Annotated in this window: 20 protein-coding genes, 1 tRNA gene and 2 pseudogenes; 12 read left to right on the top strand and 11 right to left on the bottom strand. The window is 70.3% G+C overall.

Annotated features, from left to right (window positions below; all coding sequences use genetic code 11):
- From efeB to AB5J56_RS23115, 4 genes are all read left to right on the top strand, one after another.
- On the top strand, positions 1-1,359 hold the full coding sequence (efeB, locus tag AB5J56_RS23130; RefSeq protein WP_369234675.1) for an iron uptake transporter deferrochelatase/peroxidase subunit: 1,359 nt from the start codon (positions 1-3) through the stop codon (positions 1,357-1,359).
- A gap of 180 nt (positions 1,360-1,539) precedes the next feature.
- Entirely contained in the window at positions 1,540-2,472 is a 933-nt protein-coding gene (gene pheA / locus AB5J56_RS23125) for a prephenate dehydratase (protein ID WP_369234674.1), read from the top strand.
- Positions 2,473-3,035: 563 nt separating this feature from the next.
- Entirely contained in the window at positions 3,036-4,313 is a 1,278-nt protein-coding gene (gene serS / locus AB5J56_RS23120) for a serine--tRNA ligase (RefSeq protein WP_369234673.1), read from the top strand.
- Positions 4,310-5,122 carry an HAD family hydrolase gene (locus AB5J56_RS23115; RefSeq protein ID WP_369234672.1) on the top strand — a complete coding sequence of 271 codons (813 nt, stop codon included), beginning with the start codon at positions 4,310-4,312 and terminating at the stop codon, positions 5,120-5,122. Before serS ends, AB5J56_RS23115 begins: the two co-directional genes overlap by 4 nt.
- A 15-nt stretch (positions 5,123-5,137) precedes the next feature.
- On the opposite strand, the gene AB5J56_RS23110 is transcribed toward AB5J56_RS23115, so the two are convergent.
- The 6 genes from AB5J56_RS23110 to AB5J56_RS23085 form a co-directional block, all read right to left on the bottom strand.
- Positions 5,138-5,240, bottom strand: a tRNA-OTHER gene (locus AB5J56_RS23110).
- A gap of 277 nt (positions 5,241-5,517) precedes the next feature.
- Positions 5,518-5,757, bottom strand: a complete 240-nt coding sequence (locus AB5J56_RS23105) for a hypothetical protein (protein WP_369234671.1) — start codon at positions 5,755-5,757, stop codon at positions 5,518-5,520.
- Between the two features lie 128 nt (positions 5,758-5,885).
- A complete protein-coding gene (locus AB5J56_RS23100; RefSeq protein ID WP_369234670.1) occupies positions 5,886-6,605 on the bottom strand; it encodes an ABC transporter permease in 720 nt (239 codons plus the stop codon).
- 10 nt (positions 6,606-6,615) lie between these two features.
- Positions 6,616-7,527, bottom strand: a complete 912-nt coding sequence (locus AB5J56_RS23095) for an ABC transporter ATP-binding protein (RefSeq protein ID WP_369234669.1) — start codon at positions 7,525-7,527, stop codon at positions 6,616-6,618.
- On the bottom strand, positions 7,524-8,429 hold the full coding sequence (locus AB5J56_RS23090; RefSeq protein WP_369234668.1) for an ABC transporter permease: 906 nt from the start codon (positions 8,427-8,429) through the stop codon (positions 7,524-7,526). Before AB5J56_RS23090 ends, AB5J56_RS23095 begins: the two co-directional genes overlap by 4 nt.
- Positions 8,419-9,399, bottom strand: coding sequence for an ABC transporter ATP-binding protein (locus tag AB5J56_RS23085; protein WP_369242712.1), 981 nt, complete (start codon positions 9,397-9,399; stop codon positions 8,419-8,421). Before AB5J56_RS23085 ends, AB5J56_RS23090 begins: the two co-directional genes overlap by 11 nt.
- Positions 9,400-9,689: 290 nt before the next feature.
- Between AB5J56_RS23085 and AB5J56_RS23080 the strand changes: the two genes are divergently transcribed.
- From AB5J56_RS23080 to AB5J56_RS23045, 8 genes and pseudogenes are all read left to right on the top strand, one after another.
- Positions 9,690-10,532, top strand: a complete 843-nt coding sequence (locus AB5J56_RS23080; RefSeq protein ID WP_369234667.1) for a M24 family metallopeptidase — start codon at positions 9,690-9,692, stop codon at positions 10,530-10,532.
- Positions 10,529-12,283: an SDR family oxidoreductase gene (locus AB5J56_RS23075; RefSeq protein ID WP_369234666.1), complete on the top strand. Its 1,755-nt coding sequence runs from the start codon at positions 10,529-10,531 to the stop codon at positions 12,281-12,283. The genes AB5J56_RS23080 and AB5J56_RS23075 overlap by 4 nt, the downstream gene beginning before the upstream one ends.
- A pseudogene (locus AB5J56_RS23070) lies at positions 12,280-12,489 on the top strand (metal-dependent hydrolase); the annotation flags it as partial. The gene AB5J56_RS23075 and the pseudogene AB5J56_RS23070, both read left to right, overlap by 4 nt.
- A gap of 142 nt (positions 12,490-12,631) precedes the next feature.
- Positions 12,632-12,856, top strand: a pseudogene (locus AB5J56_RS23065) (metal-dependent hydrolase); the annotation flags it as partial.
- Between the two features lie 68 nt (positions 12,857-12,924).
- On the top strand, positions 12,925-13,887 hold the full coding sequence (locus AB5J56_RS23060) for a MerR family transcriptional regulator (protein WP_369242710.1): 963 nt from the start codon (positions 12,925-12,927) through the stop codon (positions 13,885-13,887).
- Positions 13,888-14,009: 122 nt separating this feature from the next.
- A complete protein-coding gene (locus tag AB5J56_RS23055; RefSeq protein ID WP_369234665.1) occupies positions 14,010-14,558 on the top strand; it encodes an RNA 2'-phosphotransferase in 549 nt (182 codons plus the stop codon).
- Between the two features lie 92 nt (positions 14,559-14,650).
- On the top strand, positions 14,651-15,553 hold the full coding sequence (locus AB5J56_RS23050) for an LLM class flavin-dependent oxidoreductase (RefSeq protein WP_369234664.1): 903 nt from the start codon (positions 14,651-14,653) through the stop codon (positions 15,551-15,553).
- 120 nt (positions 15,554-15,673) lie between these two features.
- Positions 15,674-16,561 (top strand): Cof-type HAD-IIB family hydrolase, encoded by an 888-nt coding sequence (locus tag AB5J56_RS23045; protein WP_369234663.1) that lies wholly within the window; start codon positions 15,674-15,676, stop codon positions 16,559-16,561.
- Between the two features lie 80 nt (positions 16,562-16,641).
- Here AB5J56_RS23045 and AB5J56_RS23040 read toward each other — a convergent pair whose 3' ends face one another.
- The 5 genes from AB5J56_RS23040 to AB5J56_RS23020 form a co-directional block, all read right to left on the bottom strand.
- Positions 16,642-17,688, bottom strand: a complete 1,047-nt coding sequence (locus AB5J56_RS23040; protein WP_369234662.1) for a peptidoglycan DD-metalloendopeptidase family protein — start codon at positions 17,686-17,688, stop codon at positions 16,642-16,644.
- 167 nt (positions 17,689-17,855) lie between these two features.
- Entirely contained in the window at positions 17,856-19,586 is a 1,731-nt protein-coding gene (locus AB5J56_RS23035; RefSeq protein WP_369234661.1) for a GAF domain-containing sensor histidine kinase, read from the bottom strand.
- A gap of 72 nt (positions 19,587-19,658) precedes the next feature.
- Positions 19,659-23,159 carry a thiol reductant ABC exporter subunit CydD gene (gene cydD, locus AB5J56_RS23030; RefSeq protein WP_369234660.1) on the bottom strand — a complete coding sequence of 1,167 codons (3,501 nt, stop codon included), beginning with the start codon at positions 23,157-23,159 and terminating at the stop codon, positions 19,659-19,661.
- 60 nt (positions 23,160-23,219) lie between these two features.
- The gene (cydB, locus tag AB5J56_RS23025; protein WP_369234659.1) at positions 23,220-24,227 is read right to left on the bottom strand and encodes a cytochrome d ubiquinol oxidase subunit II; all 1,008 of its coding nucleotides are present in this window, start codon (positions 24,225-24,227) and stop codon (positions 23,220-23,222) included.
- A gap of 20 nt (positions 24,228-24,247) precedes the next feature.
- Positions 24,248-25,756, bottom strand: a complete 1,509-nt coding sequence (locus tag AB5J56_RS23020; protein WP_369234658.1) for a cytochrome ubiquinol oxidase subunit I — start codon at positions 25,754-25,756, stop codon at positions 24,248-24,250.
- Positions 25,757-25,925: the final 169 nt, after the last annotated feature.

Genomic DNA, 25,925 nt, shown 5'->3' with positions numbered 1-25,925 from the left:
ATGACTGACCAGTCCACTCCGGAGGTCACTCCCGCGGCTCCAAAGGCCTCCCTGAAGGGAGCCGTTTCGTCCGAGGCCTCGCCCAAGAAGGCCGCTTCCGAAAACGCCCCTCTTCAAGGAGGTGCGTCCGCCAAGGGAGGCGTGTCGCGCCGACGACTGCTCGGCACGGCGGGGGCCACCGGTCTCGCCCTGGGGGCGATCGGCGGCGCCGCAGGCTACGCGGCAGCGCCCTCCTCCGAGAAAGCAGCCCCACTGACCTCGCTCGGCACGGACGAGGTGATGTTTCACGGGAAACATCAACCCGGCATCACCGAGGGCCTCCAGGCCCACGGCCACCTCGTCGCCTTCGACCTGGCCGCGGGCGCCGGTCGCAAGGAGGCGGCCGCGCTGCTGCGCCGCTGGTCGACGACGGCCGAGCGGCTGATGACGGGCGAGGCGACCGGACAGGACGACACGGACATCGCCCGCGACGCCGGACCTTCCTCCCTCACCGTCACCTTCGGCTTCGGCCACAGCTTCTTCGCGCGTACGGGACTGGAGAAGCAACGCCCGGCCTCCCTCGACCCGCTGCCCGACTTCTCCTCCGACCACCTCGACAAGGCGCGCAGCAACGGCGACCTGTGGGTACAGATCGGCGCGAACGACGGCCTGGTGGCCTTCCACGCCCTGCGCGCGATCCAGAAGGACGCGGGCAGCGCCGCCCGAGTGCGCTGGCAGATGAACGGCTTCAACCGCTCACCCGGCGCCACCGCCCGGCCGATGACCGCCCGCAACCTGATGGGCCAGATCGACGGCACCCGCAACCCCAAGCCGTCCGAGTCCGACTTCGACAAGCGGATCTTCGTGCCCGCCTCGGGCACGTCCGACCCGGCATGGATGGCGAACGGCTCGTACGCCGTCGTACGCCGCATCCGCATGCTCCTCGACAACTGGGAGAAGCTCTCGGCCCAGGCCCAGGAGAACGTCATCGGGCGGAAGAAGGCGGACGGGGCGCCGTTGTCCGGCGGCACCGAGACGACCGCGATGGACCTGGAGAAGACCGGCCCCGACGGCAAGCTCGTCGTCCCCGTCGACGCACACTCCCGCATCACCCGGCCCGACCAGAACGGCGGCGCCGCCATGCTGCGCCGCCCCTTCTCCTTCCACGACGGCATCGACGCGGACGGGATGCCCGACGCCGGACTGCTCTTCGTCTGCTGGCAGGCGGACCCGCTGCGCGGATTCGTCCCCGTGCAGCGCAAGCTCGACCGGGGCGACGCCCTGTCGCGGTTCATCCGGCACGAGTCGAGCGGACTGTTCGCGGTGCCGGGCGGGGCGGCGCGCGGGGAGTACGTGGGGCAGCGGCTGCTGGAGGGGTGAGGGTCACTTCCTCTGGGCGGTGGCTGCGCAGGGAGGACGGTCACTTCTCGGGGCGGTGGCTGCGCAGGGAAGACGGTCACTTCTCGGGGCGGAGGCTGCCTGAGGGAGGACAGTCGCCCCTCGGGGCGGCGGTTTCCACAGGCGGGAGCCGGGTCGCGCCAGGCCCATTAGGGTGAGGACATGCCCGCCAGTTACGCGTATCTCGGTCCCGAAGGCACCTTCACCGAAGTCGCCCTGCGCACGCTTCCGGAGGCTGCCACCCGGGAGCTGGTCCCGATGGTGTCGGTGCCCGCCGCACTCGACGCCGTCCGCAGCGGCGAGGCCGAGGCCGCGTTCGTACCGATCGAGAACTCGGTGGAGGGCGGCATCACCACCACCCTCGACGAGCTGGTGGCCGGCACACCGCTGATGATCTACCGCGAGGTGCTCCTCTCGATCACCTTCGCGCTGCTGGTCAGGCCCGGCACGAAGCTGTCGGAGATCAAGACGGTGACCGCGCACCCCGCCGCGCAGCCGCAGGTGCGCAACTGGATGAAGACGAACCTCCCGGACGTGATGTGGGAGTCCGCCGCCTCGAACGCGGACGGCGCACGCCTGGTCCAGGAGGGCCGGTACGACGCCGCCTTCGCGGGTGAGTTCGCGGCGGCGCGCTACGGCCTGGTGCCGCTGGAGACCGGGATCCACGACGCGGAGAACGCGCAGACGCGGTTCGTACTGGTCGGCAGGCCGGCCCGGCCCGCGGCGCCGACAGGTGCGGACAAGACGTCCATCGTCCTCTGGCAGCGCGACGACCACCCCGGCGGGCTGCGCGACCTGCTGGGCGAGTTCGCCACCCGGGGCGTCAACATGATGCTGCTCCAGTCCCGCCCGACCGGCGCGGGCATCGGCAACTACTGCTTCTGCATCGACGCCGAGGGCCACATCTCCGACCGGCGGATGGCCGAGACCCTCATGGGGCTGAAGCGGATCTGCCTCCAGGTGCGGTTCCTCGGGTCGTACCCGCGTGCGGACATCGGGGTCGAGGACGTCAGGGCCGCGCTGCCGGGCACGTCCGACGACGAGTTCGGGGCGGCTGCGGACTGGGTGGCACGCTGCCAGGACGGCCGCTTCTAGCGGACTTCCTCCACACCTTCGCAGGTCCGGACCGGCGGTCCTACCTGCAGATTTTCACTGTCCACAGAAGTTATCCACAGGGGGCCTTCTCGACCTGGGGACAAGTCGACAACGAAGCGCTACATCGTCGACAAATCGGCCTACAGCACCCAAGTTCCTCCACAACCCCGCACGTCACCCCTCGTCCACTCTTTTCCATCGATCAATCCTTTGGGGCGACCCATTTCCACTCGAACGTGGGTGTAGAGATGGTTTGACCCGGGAATTCTTCGTCCGGCATGCGGCTTTCGGAATGATCAATTCCAAAGTCCACAGATCTTCCGCACAGCCTGTGGATAACTTTCGTTGGGGTGTGGATCGCTGTGGACAACGCTCTCTCAAGTCCCGTTCCCCGCAAGGAAATACAGTCAACCGGGACCGCCCATCCGCCCCCTTTCAGGGGTTACTCCCCTTTTCCCTTGACTCGAATACCCAAGCCTGGCATTTCGGTCAAAACGGCACAGGGAGCGGCGTACCGCAATATCGAGTCGTGAGCCCGAACCGCACACCGGTAGCCTTGAGGGGTGATTGACCTTCGCCTGCTCCGTGAGGACCCCGACCGTGTTCGCGCCTCCCAGCGCGCCCGTGGAGAGGACGTCGCGCTCGTCGACTCCCTCCTCTCCGCCGACGAGCGGCGCAGGTCGTCCGGCGTCCGCTTCGACGAGCTCCGTTCCGAGCAGAAGGCGCTCGGCAAGCTGATCCCCAAGGCCTCGGGTGACGAGAAGGCCGAGCTGCTGAAGAAGGCCGGCCAGTTGGCCGCCGACGTCAAGGCCGCCGACGCCGAACAGCACGAGGCCGACGAGGAGACCAAGCGCCTCCTTCTCCAGCTCGGCAACCTCGTGCACCCCGACGTCCCGGTCGGCGGCGAGGAGGACTTCGTCGTCCTGGAGACGCACGGCACCATCCGCGACTTCGGCGCCGAGGGCTTCGAGCCCAAGGACCACCTGGAGATCGGCGAGGCGCTCGGCGCCATCGACGTCGAGCGCGGCGCCAAGGTGTCGGGCTCGCGCTTCTACTACCTGACGGGTGTCGGCGCGCTGCTTGAGCTCGCCCTCGTCAACGCGGCGATCGCGCAGGCCACCGAGGCCGGCTTCACCCCGATGCTGACCCCGGCGCTGGTCCGCCCGCGCGCCATGGAGGGCACCGGCTTCCTCGGCCAGGCCGCGGAGAACGTGTACCACCTGGAGAAGGACGACTACTACCTGGTCGGCACCTCCGAGGTTCCCCTCGCGGCGTACCACATGGACGAGATCCTCGACGCCGACAAGCTTCCGATGCGCTACGCCGGCTTCTCGCCGTGCTTCCGCCGCGAGGCCGGCACGTACGGCAAGGACACCCGCGGCATCTTCCGGGTGCACCAGTTCGACAAGGTCGAGATGTTCTCGTACGTCCACCCGGACGACGCCGAGAACGAGCACCAGCGGCTCCTGGACTGGGAGAAGCAGTGGCTGACCGGTCTTGAGCTGCCCTTCCAGGTCATCGACGTGGCGACGGGCGACCTCGGCGCGTCCGCGTCCCGCAAGTTCGACTGCGAGGCGTGGATTCCCACCCAGGGCAAGTACCGCGAGCTGACGTCGGCCTCGAACTGCGACGGCTTCCAGGCCCGCCGCCTGTCGGTCCGCATGCGCGACGGCAAGAAGGTCCAGCCGCTCGCGACGCTCAACGGCACGCTGTGCGCCGTACCGCGCACGATCGTCGCGATCCTGGAGAACCACCAGCTCGCCGACGGCTCCGTGCGGGTGCCGGAAGTGCTGCGGCCGTACCTCGGGGGACGAGAGATCCTGGAGCCCGTGTCCAAGTGAGCAGCCCCGCTCCCTTCCCCTTCAGGCTCGTCGCGACCGACCTCGACGGAACGCTGCTGCGCTCCGACGAGACGGTCTCGGAGCGCACGCGTGAGGCACTCGCCGCGGTCACCGCGGCGGGCGCCGCGCACATCGTCGTCACCGGGCGCGCGGTGCCCTGGACCCGGCACATCCTCGACGACCTCGGCTACGAGGGCCTCGCGGTCTGCGGCCAGGGCGCGCAGGTGTACGACGCGGGGGAGCACCGGCTGCTCACGTCGGTGACTCTGGACCGGCAGCTGGCCGGTATGGCGCTCGCCAAGATCGAGGCGGAGATCGGCCCGTTGCTGCTGGCGGCGAGCCGTGACGGGCTCGACGGCGAGGTGCTGGTCGGACCCGGCTACCAGACGCTGGAAGGGGCGCTCCCGGTCGTGCCGATCAGGGACGCGGCGGACCTGTGGGCGGCCCCCCTGAACAAGATCTACGTGCAGCACCCGACGCTCTCCGACGACGAGCTGGCCGCGGTGGCCACGGAGGTCGCGGGCGGCCTGGTCGGCGTCACGATGGCGGGCGCCGGCATAGTGGAACTCCTCCCCCTCGGCCTCACCAAGGCGACGGGACTGTCCCTGGCGGCCCGCCGCCTCGGCGCGAAGGCCGTGGACACCATCGCCTTCGGCGACATGCCCAACGACATCCCGATGTTCGCCTGGGCGGCGCGCGGGGTGGCGATGGCGGGCGCCCACGACGAGCTCAAGGCGGTCGCGGACGAGGTGACGTCCTCGAACGACGAGGACGGCATCGCGGTGGTGCTGGAGCGGTTGCTGGGCTGACGCGTCAATGTCTTGCGGAGGATGCACGAATCGAACGTGCGCGGGGTTGCCCCCGACCGCGACTTGCTTTGAATTGAACTCAGCGCAAGCCGGTGCCTTACCTCTCGGCCAATCCTCCGGGTGGGCGGCCCGCGCGAAGAACGCGCGCTCGAAGCGGCCGCCCCGGGCAGCTCCCCGTGGGGGCGGACTCGACGGAGGGGTAACTACTCCGTGGTCCGCCGTGGGCTGCCCTGCTGGGAGCCCGACGTACTGCTACTGACGGGCATCGTCGCGCTCCTCTCCCAGAACGTGGCGCCGACTCGATGCGGCGGCGTGGACAGAACTACTGTGCCCGTACGCCGAGTTGGACGCCAACGAATAAAAGGCACCCTCCGGAGAAGGCATCCGGGAGGCGGCTACCGCCGGCGCCACCTGCGCCGGCGCCCCTTGCTGAAGAACCAGCCCGCGGGTGGTTCGTCGGAGCGCCAGGGCTCGGGGTCCGGTCCCCCGTCGCGCCAGCGGGCGGCGAGCATACGGGCGCGGGCGGACGGCTCGGTCGTCTCCGCGGACCGTATGAAGTTCTCGTCCAGTACGACGCCGTCCCAGACGTCCCTGGACTCCGCCTGCCCCTCGCTCTTCGGTTCCTCGACCGCCATCCCCGTTGCCTCCTAGCTGTGCATCCCCTCGGACCAGTTTGACCGGACGCAGGTGAAGCCGCTGTCAAGAAATCCGGCTCCACGCGCGCGTGCCGGGTGGCACCGGCCACGCGCGCGTGGAGCCCTGCTCACTCCTCGCCCGCCAAGGTCAGCGACCGCAGCCTCTGCCCCGCGTACCAGGTGGCGAGCACGGTGACCACGACGAGCAGCACCGTCGCCGTCGGCAGGCCCACGTCCGAGGTGACGAGGTCCCCGCCGGTGACCTTGTGGGCCACGGCGAGCGCCCACTGCTGGACGCTGAGGGTGCGTGCTCCGGAGACCAGCGACCCGAAGAGGGCTTCCCAGACGAGCGCGTAGACGAGTCCGAGGACCACCGCGTGCCGGGTCACGGTTCCCAGGAGCAGGAACATCGCCGCGTAGGCGATCGAGGCGACCAGGGCGGCCACGGTGTAGGCGACGGCGATCTGCTGGCCGTTGCCGTTGAGGATCATGCCGGCGATGAAGGTCGGCACCGCGGAGAACGCCATGGTGACGGCCACCGCGACGATCAGCTTGGTGAAGATGATCGTGGGCCGCTTCAGGGGCTTGGCGAGCAGGTACACCACCGAGCCGTCGTCGATCTCGGGGCCGATCGCGCCGGTGCCCGCGATGACACCGATGATCGGCACCATCGTGGCGATCGCGAAGCCGCCGAGGACGTCGGAGGCGACCTGGTCGTCGGCGCCGGTCAGCAGGCGTACCACCGAGGCGATCACGATCAGCAGGACGGGCAGGGCACTCAGGATGAGGGCTCGGCGGCGGCCGAGCAGGGCTCGATAAGTGAGCCGGGCGACTGTGGGGTCGTACATCTTCGGCCTCCTACGCCGCGACCAGATAAGAGAACACGGACTCGAGGGACTCGTCGGACGGCGAGACCGTGAGCAGCCGGATGCCGTGGTCCTTCGCCACCCGGGGCAGCAGGACCGTGAAGCGGCCGAAGTCGACCGCCTGGATGCGCAGGGCGCCCTCCGCCAGGTCGACTTCGATGCCGGACGTCGACGGGTCGGCGATCAGTGCGGCGGCCAGGGCGCGGTCGTCGCTGGAGCGCACCAGGTAGCGGTGCGGGCGGTCGGTCATCAGGCGGCGGATGCGCCGGAAGTCGCCGCTCGCCGCGTGCCGTCCGGCGACGATCACCTCGATGTGGGCGGCGAGCTGCTCGACCTCTTCGAGGATGTGGGACGAGAACAGCACGGTGCGGCCGTCGTCGCCCATGCGCCGCAGCAGGTCCATGAGCTGCATGCGCTGGCGTGGGTCCATGCCGTTGAAGGGCTCGTCGAGCAGCAGCAGCGACGGGTCGTGGACGAGCGCGGACGCCATCTTCACGCGCTGGCGCATGCCCTTGGAGTACGTGGAGATCTTGCGGTCCTGCGCGTACTCCATCTCGACCGTGGCGAGCGCCCTTTGGGCGGCCTTCTCGCCGAGGCCGTGCAACTCGGCGTTGGCGACGACGAATTCGCGGCCGGTGAGGAAGTCGTACATCGCCTCGCGTTCGGGGACGATGCCGATGTGCTTGTAGATCTGTTCGTTGCGCCAGGTCGGCTGGCCGTCGAGCGTGACGGAACCCGTGGAGGGGGCGAGGAAGCCGCCCATCATGTTGATGAGGGTGGACTTCCCGGCGCCGTTCGGGCCGAGGAGGCCGGTGACGCCCGGGCCGATCGTCATGGTGACGTCGTTGACGGCCACCACGTTGCCGAACCAGCGGGAGACGTGGTCGATGTTCAGCGTGGTCACAGTCCGACCTTTCGGTAGCGGCGCATCAGCAGGCCGTAGCAGCCGGCGATGAGCCCCAGGACGACGACGAGGAAGACGGCGCCCTGTGCGGACGAGGGGCCTTCCGCTCCGGGGAAGGCGGAGGTCGCGCCGAGGAAGGCGGACTGCACCCCGTCGATGAGCGTGATGGGCGAGAACAGGCCGATCCAGGGGATCGCGGTGGTGCTGTTCTGCGAGTCGGCGATGGCCTGGAGGGTGGAGACGGCGCCGTAGGAGATGGTCAGGACGGCGATGACGGCCGCGATGCCGAAGCCGCGGCGGGGTGTGACCGCCGAGATGACCAGGCCGATGCCGGCGAAGAGCAGCGAGAGCAGTGCCACGGAGACCAGCCCCTGGGCGAATCCCTTCGTCTGGTCGGCGAAGTCGAGCTTGGCCAGCAGGGCCCCTACGTAGAGCACGAGCAGCGGCGCGGCGGTGAGGACGAACAGCGCCGAGGCGAGGGCCGCGTACTTGGCGCGTACGTAGTCGGCGGTTTCGATGGGGCGTGAGAAGTACAGCGGCACGGTCTTGAAGCGCAGGTCCCGCGAGACGGACTGGGGTCCCTGGGAGGCGACGTAGAGGCTGATGACGGCCTGCATCACCACGGCGTAGCGCGTGTAGTCCAGGGGGAGGTCCTTGGCCTTGGTGGCGACGGCGACCGCGACCATGATGGCCGCGGGCACGCACATCACCACGAAGAGCAGCATCGGCAGCACCTTGGACTTGACCGAGCGGCCGAGGCCGTAGGAGCCGCGCAGGGACTGCGAGTACAGCGATCGGCGGGCGTAGGCGCGGCCGAGGCGGGGGCCGTCGTAGTTGCGGTAGCCGATGTTGTGGATGCGGGTCTGGTCACCGCGCTGGGTGAGGGGCTGCTCAACCGCCATGGCCGACCGCCTCCTTCCGCTGCTCGTCCTGCTGTCGTTGTGCGTCGCTCTCGGCGAAGACCTCCGCGATGTGGTGCCTGCGCTGTTCCATCCGGACCAGTCCGATGCCGAGGTCGGCGACGATGTCGCGGACGAGGTCGTATGTCTCCTCGCCCTCCGCGGTCAGCAGCAGGATGTGGCCGGCGCCCGGCAGGCCGCTGCCGTCGTGCGTCTCGATCCCGCGCTGGTGCAGCACCTCGCGCACCGCGCGGGTGCCGTCCGGGTGCTCGTCGGTGTCGGTGACCTCGACGGCGAGGGTTGTGGTGGTCTGTGTGAAGTCCGTGGTGGAGCTGGAGCGCAGGAGCTTGCCGCCGTCGACGACCACGACATGGTCGCAGGTGCGTTCCAGCTCGCCGAGGAGATGGGAGGTGACCAGGACCGAGATGCCGAAGTCCGTGTGGATGCGGCGGATCAGGCCGAGCATCTCGTCGCGGCCGACCGGGTCGAGGCCGTTGGTCGGCTCGTCGAGGAAGACCAGCTGGGGGTCGTGGACGAGGGCCTGCGCGAGCTTCACGCGCTGCTTCATGCCCGTCGAGTAGCCGCCGATGGGGCGGTAGCGCTCCTCGTACAGGCCGACGTGGCGCAGCGTGTCCGCGGTGCGCTCACGGGCGGCGGCCGGGGGGAGCCCGGACATGCGCGCCATGTGCACGACGAACTCGGTGGCCGACACGTCGGGCGGCAGACAGTCGTGCTCCGGCATGTACCCGACCCGCTCGCGGATCTCGCCGCCCTTGGTGGCGACGTCGAGGCCGAGCACTTCGGCGCGGCCCTCGGTGGCGGGGGACAGACCCAGCAGGATCTTGATCAGTGTGGACTTGCCGGCTCCATTGGCTCCGACGAGTCCGGTCACACCGGGCCCGACGTCCACGGAGAGCCGGTCAAGAGCGGTCACCCTCGGGAACCGCTTGCTCAGGCTTTCGGTCGCGATCACAGTCACGTCCTCGACGCTAGTGGCGCACGCCACAGCGAGTCGTCAACCCGTGGAGCTGTATCGGCGTCACTCTCCAGTCGTACGGGCCCGTAGGGGTCCCCCTGAGGTCGAACAACCCGGCGGGTCCGGCGGCCCTCGCAGCGCCTCGGTTGTCCACATCGACTCAGTTGTCCACAGGCTTCACGCAGGCCTATTGACGCAGCCTCTAACAATTGTCACATTCATCAGTGTCAAGTTACGGGCGCGTAGCGCACATGCGGGATACGGACGGACACGGGACGGACGGTGGCATGACTACTGCTGTGGCAGGTGAACTCTCCACGGAGCTGCGGGGGTTCCGGGAAGTGCAGCGCCTCGCGTACGAATGCGCGGAGGCCGTCGCGGCGCAGCTGAAGCCCGGCGTGACCGAGCGGGAGGCGGCGCGCATGCAGCGCGCCTGGCTGCGCGAGCGCGGGGTGCGGGACTGGTTCCATCTGCCCTTCGCCTGGTTCGGCGACCGCACGGCGTTCGTGAACTTCCGGATACCGCTGCAGTTCTTCCCCACCGACCGGCGGCTGGAGCCGGGGATGCCGTTCATCCTCGACATGGCCCCGGTCTACAGGGGATACACCGCGGACATCGGCTACTCCGGCTCGCTGGGGATCAACCCCGTGCAGGACAAGCTGCTCGCCGATCTGGAGGCGCACCGCGAGCTGCTCCTGCGCGAGGTGCGCGAGCGCCGCCCGCTGCGGGAGATCTACGAGGACGTGGACCGGCTCATGGTCCGCCAGGGCTATGCGAACCGGCATCGCGCGTATCCCTTCGGCGTGATCGCCCACAAGGTCGACCGGGTCAAGGAGCGTTCCTGGTCGCCGCATCTGTTCGGGTTCGGCGCGCAGTCCCTCAAGGGGCTGGCGAGCGACGCGCTCCACGGGCACCGCGACGGCTGGTCGCCGCTGTGGTCGCCGTACAAGTTCTCCGACCACCCGCCCCGGCCGGGGCTGTGGGCGGTCGAGCCGCATCTCGGATTCCGGGGTACGGGCGCGAAGTTCGAGGAGCTCCTGGTCGTCACCGACTCCAGGGACCCCGAGCAGAGCGCGTTCTGGCTGGACGACGATCTGCCGCATGTGCGGCGCTGGGCGGAGGACAAGTGAGTCTCACGGGGGCGCGCGAGCGCTGGGTGCGGACGGGCGGAGTCGAGCTGTGTGTCGCCGAGTTGGGCGACGCGGCGCAGCCGACCGTGGTCCTCGTGCACGGCTATCCGGACAGCAAGGAGGTGTGGTCGGAGGTCGCCTCGCGCCTCGCCGAGCACTTCCATGTGGTGCTCTACGACGTGCGCGGGCACGGCAGGTCGACGGCGCCGCAGCCGTTGCGCGGCGGGTTCACGCTGGAGAAGCTGACGGACGACTTCCTGGCGGTCGCGGACGCGGTCAGCCCGGACAAGCCCGTACACCTGGTGGGTCACGACTGGGGTTCGGTGCAGTCGTGGGAGTTCGTCACGGTCAAGCGCACCGAGGGCCGGATCGCGTCCTTCACGTCGATGTCCGGGCCGTCCCTCGACCACTTCGGGCACTGGATCAAGCAGCGCGTGAAGCGCCCCACCCCCCGCCGGGTCGGTCAACTCCTCGGCCAGGGCGCCAAGTCCTGGTACGTGTACCTGCTGCACACGCCCGCGCTGCCCGAGCTGGCCTGGCGCGGCCCCCTCGGCAAGCGCTGGCCGAAGATCCTGGAGCGCGTCGAGAAGGTGCCCGCGGGCGACTATCCGACCTCGTCGCTGACCTCGGACGCGGCGCACGGCGCCTGGCTGTACCGGGACAACGTCCGGGCGCGGCTGAGCAGGCCGCGCGCCGACGCGTACGCCCACGCGCCCGTGCAGCTCATCACGCCTCTCGGTGACGCGTTCCTCTCGGAGCGGCTCTACGACGGGCTGGAACAGTGGGCCCCGCAGCTGGTGCGTCGAACGATCCCCGCCAAGCACTGGATCCCGCGCACGCGCCCCGACCAACTGGCCGCCTGGATCACGGAGTTCGTGCACGCGGGCGAGGGCCGCAGGCCCCTGCCGACGGTGAGCGGCAAGTACGCCGACCGGTTCGGCGGGCAGCTGGTGCTGGTCACCGGCGCGGGCAGCGGCATCGGGCGGGCCACCGCCTTCGCGTTCGCCGAGGCCGGCGCGCGCGTGATCGCCGTCGATCGCGACGCGGAGAGCGCGGCCCGTACCGCGGAGCTGGCGCGGCTGGTCGGCGCCCCGGAGGCCTGGGCGGAGACCGTCGACGTATCCGACGAGCAGGCCATGGAGAAGCTCGCCGAGAAGGTCGCCGCCGAGTACGGCGTGGTGGACGTGCTGGTGAACAACGCCGGGATCGGCCTGTCCGGGTCCTTCTTCGACACCACCGCGGAGGACTGGAAGAAGGTCCTCGACGTCAACCTGTGGGGCGTGATCCACGGCTGCCGGCTCTTCGGGAAGCAGATGGCCGAGCGCGGTCAGGGCGGCCACATCGTCAACACCGCCTCCGCGGCGGCGTATCAGCCTTCGAAGGCGCTGCCCGCCTACAGCACCTCCAAGGCGGCGGTCCTGATGCTCAGTGAGTGCCTGCGCGCGGAGTTGGCGGGCCAGGGCATCGGTGTCTCGGCGATATGCCCCGGCTTCGTGAACACCAACATCACCTCGACCGCGCACTTTGCGGGGGTCGACGGCGACGAGGAGAAGCGGCGCCAGAAGAAGTCCGCGCGGCTGTACGGGCTGCGCAACTACCCGCCGGAGAAGGTCGCCGACGCGATCCTGCGCGCGGTGGTCCGCAACCAGGCGGTGGTGCCCGTCACGCCGGAGGCGCGCGGCGCCCACCTCATGTCGCGCTTCGCGCCGAGGACGCTGCGCGCGATCGCCCGGCTGGAGCCGCCGCTGTGAGCGAGCACCAAGTCAGCGAGCAGGGTGAGCACCATGCGATCGCTGCGCGCCGGGTCTCCTTCGACTGGCAGCGGACCCCGCTGCACTGGATCCCGGGCGAGCCCACCGCCACGCACGTCATCAACGTGCTGCACCTGCTGCTGCCAGCGGGGGAGCGGTGGTTCGTGAAGGTCTTCAAGGAGGGGCTCCCGCTGGTCAACGAGCCCTACGCCGCCCCCCGATGGGGTGCTGATCCGACTAGCGGCTTGCGGAGCCCGGCGTCTGCCTGGGTCCCGTTGCCTCTGGCCGAGTTCACCAGGCCAAGGAACGGTTCATGGGGCAGGAGGCCCCTTACAGGGAAGCGAGCCGCTCGCCTGGCGCCCGCGCTACTCGCTCGCCGCGCACAACAGGGCCGTACGGGCAGGCCTGTTGCCCACCTGGAAGCAGCTCGGCGCGGCCGTACCCCGTTATCTGCGGCGGTCGTACCATCCCTCGCGGGGGGGGGGCTCGTTGCGCAGAGCCGTCGAGTATCTGGCGCAGTCACCGGCGGCGCGGACCGCGGCCGGGGCGACCGGGCGCACGGCCATCGCGTAACACCCCGGAACGGCGCGCCACGGCACGTCATGGCAAGGCACGAAAGGGCACGGAAGGGCCAGGAGCGGATGACGGACGGAAAGCGGGTGAAGGACGGGTCGGCCGGGGGCGCGTACCGGATCGAGGACCTGGCGCACCGCAGCGGTGCCACGGTCCGGACGATCCGGGCCTATCAGGACCGCGGGCTGCTCCCCCGCCCCGAGCGGCGCGGCCGCGCCAACGTGTACGCGGACGCGCATCTGGCCCGGCTGCGGCAGATCGCCGACCTCCTCGACCGCGGCTACACCCTGGCCTCCATCAAGGAACTCCTGGAGGCCTGGGACGCGGGCCGGGGCCTCGGCGGGATCCTCGGCCTGGTCGCGGAGATCCACGGGCCGTGGACCGACGAGAAGGCCGTCCGCATCTCACGCGCCGAGCTGGACGAACTGTTCGGTGGCAGCCCGGACGACGCGGCGGTGGCCGACGCCGTGCAGCTCGGCGTACTGGAGCGCGTCGCGGGCCAGGACGACGTCTACGTGGTGCCGAGCCCCCAAGAGCTGTCCGTGGCCGTCGAGTTGCACGCGGCAGGGGTTCCGCTGTCCGCGATCGCGGGCCATCTACGGGAGTTGAGGGGGCAGGTCGAGCACATCGCCTCGCGCTTCCTGGAGTTCACGACCGAGCATGTGTTCGCGCGCTATCTGGGGGAGCACCCGCCGTCCGACGCCGAAGCGGCCGAAGCCGCCTCCCTCGTACGGCGTCTGCGCCCGCTCGCACAGCAGACCGTGGACGCCGAACTCGCCCGCGCCATGCAGTTGTTCGCGACCCGGCACCTACGTCGGCACCTCGACGCGGATGCACCCCCGACTCCTGACGAAACGACTCACCCCGTAGAGATCCCGGTCGCGACAATGCAGGCCGTGACAGCGCTGGTTGGCGCCAGGGGCGCCGCGGCCTTCATCACCGCGGCCGCCGAACGGGAGGTGAAGGCCAGGACCTTGGACCACCTCGCCTCAAATCACGCCAAATCAAGCAAACTTGACGAACCACCCTAATCCTCCAATCAGTTGTCCACAGAATCCCCAATTCCCCTGTGGATAACTGCACTTGGCTGTGGATCAAACCTCCGCACCAAAATCAAATGCGTGACCGGCGTCTCTCCAGGCACTCTGAGGAGATGGATGAAAGACGCACCGTGAAGGTGTCGAAGTACCTCTCGAAGCATCTGCGACATCAGCCCGAACGCATCGGCCTCACCCTCGGCGAGGGCGGCTGGGTCGAGATCGAGACCCTGATCGCCGCAGCCGCCGCGCACGGCTTCCGGTTCACGCGCGCCGAGCTCGACCATGTGATCGCCACGAACGACAAACGGCGCTTCGCCGTCGAAGGCACCCGGATCCGCGCCAGCCAGGGCCACTCCGTCGACATCGACCTCGGACTGCCCCCGGCCACCCCGCCCGCGTACCTCTACCACGGCACTGTCGCCCGAAGTCTCGACGCGATCCGCACCGAGGGACTCAGGCCCATGAACCGGCACGCCGTGCATCTCTCCCCGGACTGCGAGACCGCCACCCGGGTCGGCGCCCGCCGCGGCCGCCCCGTCGTCCTGTCGGTCGACACCGGCGCCATGCACCGCGACGGCCACGTCTTCCACGTCAGCGAGAACGGCGTCTGGCTCACCGAGGCCGTACCCCCGCGCTACCTGCGGTTTCCCGAGCCGCACTGACCGGCCGGCGCGGCCCCGGCCCCAGGTGCGGGCACGGCTCCACCCCGGGCACGGCGCGGCATCACCCCCCGGCGCCGCTTAGGCTCAGAGGCATGAGTCTGCGTCTGAGCACTGTGATCCTGCCGTACGTCCGCTGGCACGAGGGCGGTCGTTCCGCATGGCAGCGTGCCGAGCAGCTCGGCTTCCACACCGCGTTCACCTACGACCACCTGTCGTGGCGGACCTTCCGGGACGGCCCGTGGTTCGGCGCCGTACCGACCCTGACCGCCGCGGCCGCCGTCACCGACCACCTCCGCCTCGGCACCCTCGTGACCTCGCCGAACTTCCGGCACCCGGTGACCCTCGCCAAGGACCTGATCTCCCTCGACGACGTCTCGAACGGCCGGATCACCCTGGGCGTCGGCGCGGGCGGCACCGGCTTCGACGCCACCGCGCTGGGTCAGGAGCCGTGGACCCCGCGCGAGCGCGCCGACCGCCTCGCCGAGTTCGTCCCGCTGCTCGACCGCCTGCTCACCGAGGACTCCGTCTCCTACGGCGGCGACTTCTACTCGGCGCACGAGGCCCGCAACATCCCCGGCTGCGTCCAGCGCCCCCGGCTGCCCTTCGCGGTGGCCGCCACCGGACCGCGCGGACTGAAGCTCGCCGCGCAGTACGGACAGGCGTGGGTGACCACCGGCGACCCTCGGCTGTACGAAACGGGGACTCCTGAACAGTCGATTCAAGCCATTCGTGGACAGGCCGAGAAGCTGGCCGACGCATGCGCCGCGATCGGCCGCGACACGAAGGAGATCGACAAGATCCTCCTCACCGGCTTCACCCCGGACCGCGGCCGTCCGCTGGAGTCCCTCGACGCGTTCGTGGACTTCGCGGGCCGCCACGCGGAGCTGGGCTTCACCGACATCGTGATCCACTGGCCCATCCCCGACTCGGACTTCGCCGCGGACGAGAAGGTCTTCGAGCACATCGCCATGGAAGCCGTCGCCCAACTGCGCTGAGAACCCCCGTGGAGCGGGCCGGGAACCCCCGCGGACCCACCCGAAAACGCGGTGCGCGACCGCGCAGGTGAGGACAGTAACCACTCACCTGTGCGGACCGCCGCACGCTCGTGCGCGCATATGCGGGAGAATGGCCGGGTGACCTCAGCGACTCGACGGCCCGAGACCCCGGCCTCCACCGTTCCTCCCCGGCTGATCGCCACGGACCTCGACGGCACCCTGCTGCGCGACGACAAGTCGGTCTCCCCGCGCACGGTCGCCGCACTCGCGGCCGCCGAGCAGGCCGGCATCGAGGTCTTCTTCGTCACCGGCCGCCCGGCCCGCTGGATGGACGTGGTCGCCGACCATGTCCACGGCCACGGCCTGGCGATCTGCGGCAACGGCGCCGCCGTGGTGGACCTGCACGGCGGCCCCGGCGGCCACCGCTTCGTGAAGGTCCGCGAGCTGACGCCCGCCATCGCGCTCGACGTCGTCCACACGCTGCGCGCCGCCGCGCCCGGCACCGCCTTCGCCGTGGAGCGCACGTTCGGCCTGCACCTGGAGCCGACGTACCCGGCGCTGCACATGGAGCCCCCGGAGCAGTTCGCGCCCGCCGAGAAACTGCTCGCCGAGGGTTCCCTCGACGCCGACCAGCCGGTGCTCAAGCTGCTCGCGTACCACGCGGAGCTCGCCCCGGACGAGTTCCTCGCGCTCGCCCGCGACGCCGTCGGCGACCGGGCCAACATCACCCGGTCGAGTCCCAGCGCCCTTCTGGAGATCAGCGGCCCAGGCGTCTCCAAGGCCAGCACGCTCGCGCTGTGCTGCACCGAGCGTGGCATCGCCCCCGAGGAGGTCGTCGCCTTCGGGGACATGCCGAACGACGTCGAGATGCTCACCTGGGCGGGCACGTCGTACGCCATGGGCAACGCGCACCCCGCCGTGATCGCCGCGGCCTCCGGCCGTACCGTCGCCAACAACGACGACGGGGTGGCGGTCGTGATCGAGCGGCTCATAGCCGACCGGCTGTAGCCGTGGTCCGCGGACCGGCTGATCCGGTGGACCAGCGGACCGGCTGATCCGGTGGCCCGGATGGTCCCGGTGGACCACACCTAGACGACGACCCCGTGCTCGGCCAGCCACGGCACGGGGTCGACGCCCGAGCCCAGCTCGGGCGTGACACGCACCTCGAAGTGCAGGTGCGGTCCGGTGGAGTTGCCGGTCGTGCCCGACTGCCCGATCCACTGCCCGGGCGTCACCCGCTCCCCCTGGTCGACGGTGACGGCGGCGAGATGCGCGTACTGCGTGTAGTAGCCGCCGGCGTGCTGGATCACGATCTCGATGCCGAAGGCGCCGCCGCAGGACACCTTCACCACCCGGCCCGCGCCGACCGCCCGCACCGGCGTGCCGATGGGCACCGCGAAGTCCTGCCCGGTGTGCCGGTGCGCCCAGCGCTCACCCCCGCTGCCGAAGCCCGCGGAGAGTTCGTACGTCTCCACGGGCGCCACCCACGCGCGCGTGGAGCCCGGGTTCGGCTGGTCCAGGCGTACGGCGCCGCGGCACGAGCCCGCCGCCACGGAGGCGTCCGCCCGGCCCTGGAGCGTCGACCGTGCCTCGTCGAGTTTCGCCGCGATGGTCCGCTTCATCTCGGCCAGCTCGCCGCTGCGCTTCTCCAGGGCCTGCCACCGCGACGCGGCCTGCGACTCGTCGGCGGCGAGCCTGGCCTCGGCCCGGCGGCTCTTGGCGACCGCGTTGTTCACCGCGAGATCCGCCTGCCACACGGCACGCTGACCGCGCATCAGGTCCTCGGGGCTGTCCGCGAGCAGCAGCTGCGCGGTGTAGGGAAGATCGCCGCCCTGGCGGTACTGGGTGCGCGCGATCCGGCCGAGGTCGTCGTGCAGCACCGCGATGTCCTGCCGTTCGCGCGCCAGCAGCAGGTCGAGCCGCTGCGCCCTGGCCCGCTGCACATCGGCTTCCTTCCGGCCCGCGTCGTACTGCTGCGCCGCCACGGAGGCGTCCTCGTACAGCCGTGCCACCTCGCCGCTGATCCCGGAGCCGTCACCCGACTCGCCCTCGGCGTCCGCGGGCCGGGTCACGAAGACCACGAGCGCGCACAGCAGCGCCGGCACGAGCAGGGGATGGCGACGAAGTGAGCGCATGACAGCGATCGTGTCCCGCCTCGGGGGCCGCGGTCCTGTTCAAGTCGTACGCCCGGGGGACCCGGTGGTACGGACGGCCCAGCGGACTCGGCCGAACAGGGGTGGGGTCCGGGCGTGTTGAGCGTGCGGGCTGAGGTGGCGTGCTACGGGCGCGTACGCCGACGGCGTCAGTAAGGCGCCTGCCACACCACCGTCGTACCGCCCCCGCCCTCGACTCCGTCCTCACCGGCGCCCGGCCCGAACCAGCTGTCGCCGCCCAGGGACTCGGCGCGCCGCTTGAGGTTCGTCAGGCCGCTGCGCCGGCCGCCGTCGGGGATGCCGACGCCGTCGTCCACGACGGTCAGCCGTACGCCCGGCCGCCCGTCCGGCAGGTGCACGGTCGCGTCGACGACGACGTCGATGCGGCGGGCGCGGGCGTGCCGGAAGGCGTTGGAGAGGGTCTCGCGCAGGGCCGCGATGAGGTTCTTGCCGGTCAGCTCGCCGACCGCCATGTCGACGGGGCCGACGAAGTGGTGCGAGGGCTTGAATCCGAGGGGTACGGCGGCTGTCTTGATCTCGCGCAGGACGCGGGTGTGCAGGTTCGAGGGCACCTCGGCGGGCCCCTGCTGCAACGCGAAGATGGCGGTGCGGATCTCCTGGATCGTCACGTCCAGTTCGTCGACGGCCTTGCCCACACCCTTCTGCACGTCGGGCACGACCGACCGCCGCTGGGCGCTCTCCAGCATCATCCCTGTGGCGAACAGTCGCTGGATGACGAGGTCGTGCAGGTCGCGGGCGATCCGGTCGCGGTCCTCGTACACCGCGAGCCGCTCCCGGTCGCGCTGCGCCTCGGCCATCATCAGCGCGAGCGCGGCCTGCGAGGCGAACTGCGCGGCGAGTGTGCGCTCGGTCTCCGTGAACGGGCGGGCGCCCCGGGCGCGCGGGGTGACGAGGCTCCCGAGCACCCGGCCGCCGCTCTGCAGCGGCAGCATCATGACCGGCCCGTAGCCGCGGGCGAGATCGGTGAGCATGCGCGGGTCGGTGGCGGCGTCCTCGACGAACACGGCCTGGCCGTCGAGCAGTTCGGCAACCAGCTCGCTCTCGGGTCCGATGACCGCTCCGAGTGCCTCGGAGGGGCGCTCGGCGGCGACGGCGACGATCTCCAGGCCGCCCTCCTCGGCAGGCAGCAGCACGATCCCGGCCGCCGATCCGGAGAGCCCGCGGGCCTGTTCGGCGACAACCTGGAGGGCGTCGTCCGCGTCCCCGCCCGAGAGCAGTGCCGTGGTGACGGCCACCGAGCCATCGATCCAGCGCTCGCGCTGCTGGGCTGCCTCGTACAGCCGGGCGTTGCCGATGGCGATGCCGGCCTCTGTGGCCAGCACCCGGACCATGTTGAGGTCGTAGTCGTCGAACGGACCGCCGCCGCGCTTCTCGGTCAGGTAGAGATTGCCGAAGATGTCTCCCTGGACGCGGATGGGGACCCCCAGGAAGCCGCGCATCGCCGGGTGGTGCTCGGGGAATCCGCACGAGCGCGGGTCCTCGGTCAGATCGGCGAGCCGCATCGGCTCCGGGTCCCGGATCAAGGCGCCGAGCAGGCCCTTCTGTCCGTCGGGCAGCCGTCCGATCAGCCGGGCGGTCTCCTGGTCGACCCCGTGGAAGACGAAGTCCGCGAGGCCTTCCCCCTCTTCGTCGGCCACTCCGAGGGCCGCGTACCGCGCGTCCGCCAGATCGGCCGCCGTCTCGCAGATCCGGTCCAGCGTGGAGTGCAGCTCCAGGCCCGTGCCGACCGACCGCATCGCCTCCAGCAGTTGCGGCACCCGCGCGGTCAGCCCGGTGGACGGGCCGTGTCCGTTGCGGGCCGCCCGCGCCGCCGTGTCCGGGTTGCCGTCGGGGGCGGGCGAGGCGGGGGCTGCTGACATGACTTGAGAGTAGTTAGTCCTCTTTGTAAGGGAAAGTCGGAGTTCTCAGGGTGAGATTCCGAGGGCGTGGTTCTAGGAGCGGGCCGCTCCCACCAGCAGCTCTCCCTCCGCCTCCCGCTCCACCATCACCCGCAGCGGCCCGTCCACGGCGGCCAGCTCCGCGTACGGCCCCCGCTGCACCACGCGTCCCTCCGCCAGCACGATCACCTCGTCGACCGCGTCCAGCCCGGCCAGCCGGTGCGTGATCAGCAGTGTCGTACGGCCCTCCGTCGCGGCCAGCAGATCCGCGGTGAGGGCGTCCGCCGTCGGCAGGTCGAGGTGTTCCGCGGGCTCGTCGAGGACGAGGACGGGGAAGTCGGCGAGCAGCGCGCGGGCGAGCGCCAGCCGCTGCCGCTGCCCGCCGGACAGCCGGGCCCCGTGCTCGCCGATCATCGTGTCGAGCCCGTCGGGCAGCCCGTCCGCCCAGTCGAGGAGCCGGGCCCGCGCGAGCGCGTCGCGCAGTTCCGTCTCGGTCGCGTTCTTGCGGGCCAGCAGCAGGTTCTCGCGCACCGAGCTGTCGAAGAGGTGCGCGTCCTGGGCGCAGAGCCCCACGAGGCGGCGTACGGCGTCGGTGTCCATCCCGCCCGCGTCCGCGCCACCCAGCGTGTAGGTCCCCGCGCCCGCGTCCAGGAACCGCAGCAGCACCTGTGCGAGCGTCGTCTTGCCGGACCCGGAGGGACCCACGACGGCGACCCTTCGGCCCTGCCCGAGCGTGAGGTCCACCCCGGCGAGCGCGTCCCGGTCCTGTCCGCCGTGGCGGGCGCCGATGCCCTTGAGTACCAACGGGAAGGGGGATGCGGGCGCGGGCTGCGGCCGCTCCGGTTCGCGTACGGGATCGGGCGCGTCCAGTACCTCGTACACGCGCTCCGCGCTCTTGCGCACCCGCTGCCGGTACTGGACGGCGAGCGGCAGCCCGAGGACGGCCTCGAACGCGGCCAGCGGGGTGAGGACGACGACGGCCATCGCCACACCGCTCAGCCGTCCGGCGGCGACCGCCTGGGCGCCCACGAGGGCGGTGGCCGTGACCGTCAGCCCGGACACCAGGGCGGTGAGCCCGTCGCCGAGGGCGGTCGCGGTGGCGGCCCGGGAGGCGATGCGGGTGAGCACGGTGTCGGCCTGCCGGGCCTGTGCCGTACGGGCGGGCAGCGCGCCCGCGACCGTCAACTCGGCCGTCCCTGTGAGGAGGTCGGCCACCCGGGTCGCCAGAACACCGCGCGCGGGAGCCAGTCGGCGTTCCGCGCGACGCGCCACGGCGCCGGTGACGAGCGGGACGCCGACCCCGGCGGCCAGCAGCCCGGCGGCGAGGGCCGCCCCGGCCTCCGGGAGCAGCCAGGCGGTGAAGGCGACGGAGGCCGCCGACACGACCGCGGCGGCTCCGGCGGGCAGCAGCCAGCGCAGCCAGTAGTCCTGCAGCGCGTCCACGTCGGCGACGAGCCGCGACAGGAGATCGCCGCGCCGGGTCGTGCGCAGCCCGGCGGGCGCGAGGCGTTCGAGGCGCCGGTAGACGGCGACCCTGGTGTCGGCGAGCATCCGCAGCACCGCGTCGTGCGACACGAGCCGCTCGCTGTAGCGGAAGACCGCACGCCCGATGCCGAACGTCCGTGTCGCTGTCACGGCCACCATCAGGTAGAGCACCGGCGGCTGCTGGGAGGCCCGGGAGATGAGCCATCCGGAGGTGGCCATCAGCCCGACGGCACTGCCGAGCGCGAGGGCCCCGAGCAGGAGGGCGAACACCAGCCGGCCGCGCCGGGCCCCGGCCATGGCGCGGACCCGTCCGAGCGGGCCGACCCCCTCGGCGACGGCGGCATCGGGCTCGGTCTCCTTCGGTGGCGTGGCCGCGGAGGAGCTGAATTCGTCTGGGTGAAGGGACGGCTGGGCCGAGGCGGAAGCCTCATGGACCCGCTGTGTGGCCTCCAGTCGCACCACCCGGTCCGCCACCGCCAGCAGCGCGGGCCGGTGCACGACGAGCAGCACCGTCCGCCCCACGGCGAGCCTGCGCACCGCGTCGACGACCTCCGCCTCCGTCGCGCCGTCGAGCGCGGCTGTCGGTTCGTCGAGCAGCAGGACCGGCCGGTCCGCGAGGAACGCCCGGGCCAGCGCGAGCCGTTGTCGCTGGCCGGCGGAGAGCCCCGCGCCGTCCTCGCCGAGAACCGTGTCCACTCCGTCGGGCAGCGCGTCCACGAAGGTCAGTGCTCCGGCGTCGGCCAGGGCGCGCCGAACCGCCCTGTCGTCGGCGTCGGGCCGAGCCAGCCGTACGTTCTCGGCGATGGATCCGGCGTACAGGTGGGGCCGCTGCGGAACCCAGGCGACGCGCGAGCGCCACTGCTCCAGGTCGGCCGCGGTGAGATCGACTCCCCCGACGCGCACCTGTCCGGCGGTGGGGTCCGCGAAGCCCAGCAAGACGTTCAGCAGCGTGGTCTTGCCGACGCCGCTCGGGCCGACGAGGGCGACGGTCTCGCCGGGCGCGACCGCGAAGGAGGCTTCCGAGACGGCGTCCTCCGTCCGCCCCGGGTAGCGGACGGTGACCCCCTCGAAGGAGATCTCCCCGTCCGGTACGGCAGCGGTCCCGGAGGGCGGCAGCGGCGCCTCCAGTACGGCGAAGATCTCCTCCGCTGCTGCGAGTCCCTCCGCGGCAGCGTGGTACTGAGCCCCCACCTGGCGCAGCGGCAGATACGCCTCCGGCGCGAGGACGAGGATGACGAGACCGACGTAGAGGTCCATCTCGCCGTGGACGAGCCGCATTCCGATGGTCACCGCGACCAGCGCGACCGAGATCGTGGCGAGCAGTTCCAGCGCGAAGGACGACAGGAAGGCGATCCGCAGCGTCCGCATGGTCGCGTGGCGGTACTCGCCGGTGATCTTCCGGATCGACTCGGCCTGCGCCTTGGCCCGACCGAACACCTTGAGCGTCGGCAGTCCCGCGACCACGTCCAGGAAGTGCCCCGACAGCCGGGACAGCAGCCGCCACTGACGGTCCATCTGGGAGCGCGTGGCCCAGCCGATCAGAATCATGAAGAGGGGGATCAGCGGCAGGGTGCCGACGATGATCGCCGCGGACACCCAGTCCTCGGTGACGATCCGCGCAAGCACGGCCACCGGGACCACGACGGCGAGCCCCAACTGCGGCAGATAGCGCGAGAAGTAGTCGTCGAGGGCGTCGACTCCCCGTGTGGCGAGGGCGACCAGCGAGCCCGTGCGCTGCCCGCTCAGCCAGCCGGGGCCGAGCCGCGCGACGCGCTCCAGGAGCCGCCCGCGCAGCTCCGACTTGACCGCCGCGCTCGCCCGGTGCGCGGCGAGTTCGGTGAGCCACGCGACAACTGCCCGGCCCACGGCAACCGCAGCCAGCAGGGCCAGCGGTGTGCGCAGTTCGGTGACCGACATGCCGTGCTGGAAGGCGCCCACCACCACTTCGGCGATGAGCATCGCCTGGGCAATGACCAGCGCCGCTCCGGCGGCCCCCAGCCCCACGACCGCCATGAGGAAGAAGCGTGTGGCGCGGGCGTACCGGAGCAGACGCGGATCAATTGGTTTCACGTGAAACACACCCTTGGCTCATCAGGGCATGTTTCACGTGAAACATGCCCTGCGTCAGACTCAGTGCGCCGCATCCACGGCGATGTGCTGCGTACCGATCCGCTTGCGGAACACCCAGTAGGTCCAGCTCTGGTAGAGCAGGACGAGCGGTGTGGCGATCCCCGCACACCAGGTCATGATCTTCAGGGTGTACGGACTCGACGAGGCGTTGGTGACCGTCAGGCTCCACTCATCGTTGAGCGAAGACGGCATGACGTTCGGGAAGAGCGTCAGGAAGAGCATCGCGACGGCCGCCACGATGGTGAGCCCCGACAGCGCGAACGCCCAGCCCTCGCGCCCCGCGTTGACCGCGACCAGCGCCACGACCAGTGCTGCCACGGCCACGACCAGCGCGACCAGCGACCTGCCGTCACCGTTCTCGACCTGCGTCCAGAGCAGGAAGATCAATGCCAGCACAGCTGTGGCCAGCCCGAGTTGCAGTGCCAGCTTCCGCGCCCGCGCCCGGATGTCCCCGACGGTCTTGAGCCCGACGAACACCGTCCCGTGGAAGGTGAACAGCGTCAGCGTGACCAGACCGCCCAGGAGGGCGTACGGGTTGAGCAGATCCCAGAAGTTGCCCACGTACTCGAAATCGGAGTCGATCTTCACTCCGCGCACGATGTTGCCGAAGGCCACGCCCCACAGGAACGCCGGGATCAGCGAGGTCCAGAAGATCGCCGTCTCCCAGTTGCGCTGCCAGTTCTCCTCGGGCCGCTTCGCCCGGTACTCGAAGGCGACACCGCGCACGATCAGACAGACCAGGATGACCAGCAGCGGCAGGTAGAAGCCGGAGAAGAGCGTGGCGTACCACTCCGGGAAGGCGGCGAAGGTCGCGCCTCCCGCCGTGAGCAGCCAGACCTCGTTGCCGTCCCAGACGGGTCCGATCGTGTTGATCAGCACCCGCTTCTCGGCGCGGTCACGGGCCAGCAGCTTGGTGAGGATGCCGACCCCGAAATCGAAGCCCTCCAGGAAGAAGTAGCCGATCCAGAGGACCGCGATGAGGACGAACCAGACGTCGTGAAGTTCCATGACTCAGCAGCTCCCTTGGCCTAGTACGAGAAGGCCATCGGCTTGTCGGCGTCACGGGTGTCGCCGCCGATCTTCGTGGGCGGGTTGAGGTCGGCCTCCGTGAGCTCGGGCGGGCCGGCCTTGACGTACTTCACGAGCAGCTTGACCTCGACGACGGCGAGGATCGCGTAGAGCGCCGTGAAGACGAGCATCGAGGTGAGGACCTCGCCCTGCGAGACACCGGGGGAGACCGCGTCCCGGGTCTGCAGCACGCCGTAGACGACCCACGGCTGACGGCCCATCTCCGTGAAGATCCAGCCCCAGGAGTTGGCGATCAGCGGGAAGCCCAGGGTCAGGATGGCCAGGCGCCAGTACCACTTGGTGAGCGTCGGGCCGAGCGCCTTCTTCTTGAAGAGGACCAGGTGCGGCACCTCGTCGTCACCGACCCTCAGGTGCTGCGGCAGCATGAACTTCTTCCTGGTCAGCCAGAGTCCGGCCAGCCCGAGGGCGAAGGACGTCATCCCGAAGCCGATCATCCAGCGGAATCCCCAGTACGCGACCGGGATGTTCGGCCGGTAGTCGCCGGGGCCGAACCTCTGCTGCTCGGACTTGTTGACGTTGTTGATGCCGGGGACGTACGAGCTGAAGTCGTCGTTGGCGAGGAAGGACAGCAGTCCCGGGATCTCTATGGCGACCTTGTTGTGCCCCTTGTCGACGTCGCCGTAGGCGAAGACCGAGAAAGGCGCGGGCGCCTCGCCGTCCCACAGGGCCTCGGCGGCGGCCATCTTCATCGGCTGCTGCTTGAACATGACCTTGCCGAGGGTGTCACCGCTGATCGCGGTGAGCATTCCGCCGATGATGACGGTGACCAGACCGAGCCGCAGCGAGGTCTTCATCACGGGGATGTGCTTCTTGCGGGTCAGATGGAAGGCCGCGATGCCCACCATGAAGGCCCCGCCCGTGAGGAAGGCGGCCGAGAGCGTGTGGAAGACCTGAGTGAGCGCGGTGTTCTGGGTCAGGACGTGCCAGAAGTCGGTGAGTTCGGCGCGGCCCTTGACCTTGTTGATCCGGTAGCCGACGGGGTGCTGCATCCACGAGTTGGCCGCGAGGATGAAGTACGCCGACAGGATCGTGCCGATCGAGACCATCCAGATGCAGGCGAGGTGGATCTTCTTCGGCAGCTTGTCCCAGCCGAAGATCCACAGCCCGATGAAGGTGGACTCGAAGAAGAAGGCGATGAGGGCCTCGAAGGCGAGCGGTGCGCCGAAGATGTCACCGACGAAGCGCGAGTAGTCGGACCAGTTCATGCCGAACTGGAACTCCTGCACGATGCCCGTGACGACACCCATGGCGATGTTGATCAGGAAGAGCTTGCCCCAGAACTTGGTGGCTCTGAGGTACTTCTCGTTCTCCGTGCGCACCCAGGCGGTCTGCAGGCCGGCGGTGAGCGCGGCGAGAGAGATCGTCAGGGGGACGAAGAGGAAGTGGTAGACGGTGGTGATGCCGAACTGCCATCGCGCCAGAGTCTCCGGCGCCAAAGCCAATTCCACGTCGTCAGTCTCCTTACGTCGCCGTGGTCACAGCGGCAGTTTGCCCCGTTGAACACACACATCACGGGAGCAACCGGGACACGTTTGTGAACGCGTTCACATTCACAAGCAATTATGACGCATGCCCGTTCGAGGGTGGAGAGGCGGGGGGTCCCTCACTGTGGACCGG

It is taken from the genome of Streptomyces sp. R21, assembly GCF_041051975.1.
In the GTDB taxonomy this organism is placed as follows: domain Bacteria; phylum Actinomycetota; class Actinomycetes; order Streptomycetales; family Streptomycetaceae; genus Streptomyces.
Note: the sequence above shows the minus strand (reverse complement) of the source record. Positions and strands in the feature narration are given on the sequence as shown.

Coding starts and splice junctions, on each gene's coding strand:
- AB5J56_RS23050 (WP_369234664.1), top strand. CDS start 14,651: ATGAGTCTGCGTCTGAGCACTGTGATCCTGCCGTACGTCCGCTGGCAC.
- AB5J56_RS23035 (WP_369234661.1), bottom strand. CDS start 19,586: ATGTCAGCAGCCCCCGCCTCGCCCGCCCCCGACGGCAACCCGGACACG.
- AB5J56_RS23045 (WP_369234663.1), top strand. CDS start 15,674: ATGCGGGAGAATGGCCGGGTGACCTCAGCGACTCGACGGCCCGAGACC.
- AB5J56_RS23100 (WP_369234670.1), bottom strand. CDS start 6,605: ATGTACGACCCCACAGTCGCCCGGCTCACTTATCGAGCCCTGCTCGGC.
- cydB (WP_369234659.1), bottom strand. CDS start 24,227: ATGGAACTTCACGACGTCTGGTTCGTCCTCATCGCGGTCCTCTGGATC.
- AB5J56_RS23105 (WP_369234671.1), bottom strand. CDS start 5,757: ATGGCGGTCGAGGAACCGAAGAGCGAGGGGCAGGCGGAGTCCAGGGAC.
- AB5J56_RS23060 (WP_369242710.1), top strand. CDS start 12,925: ATGACGGACGGAAAGCGGGTGAAGGACGGGTCGGCCGGGGGCGCGTAC.
- pheA (WP_369234674.1), top strand. CDS start 1,540: ATGCCCGCCAGTTACGCGTATCTCGGTCCCGAAGGCACCTTCACCGAA.
- efeB (WP_369234675.1), top strand. CDS start 1: ATGACTGACCAGTCCACTCCGGAGGTCACTCCCGCGGCTCCAAAGGCC.
- AB5J56_RS23040 (WP_369234662.1), bottom strand. CDS start 17,688: ATGCGCTCACTTCGTCGCCATCCCCTGCTCGTGCCGGCGCTGCTGTGC.
- AB5J56_RS23055 (WP_369234665.1), top strand. CDS start 14,010: ATGGATGAAAGACGCACCGTGAAGGTGTCGAAGTACCTCTCGAAGCAT.
- AB5J56_RS23090 (WP_369234668.1), bottom strand. CDS start 8,429: ATGGCGGTTGAGCAGCCCCTCACCCAGCGCGGTGACCAGACCCGCATC.
- AB5J56_RS23080 (WP_369234667.1), top strand. CDS start 9,690: ATGACTACTGCTGTGGCAGGTGAACTCTCCACGGAGCTGCGGGGGTTC.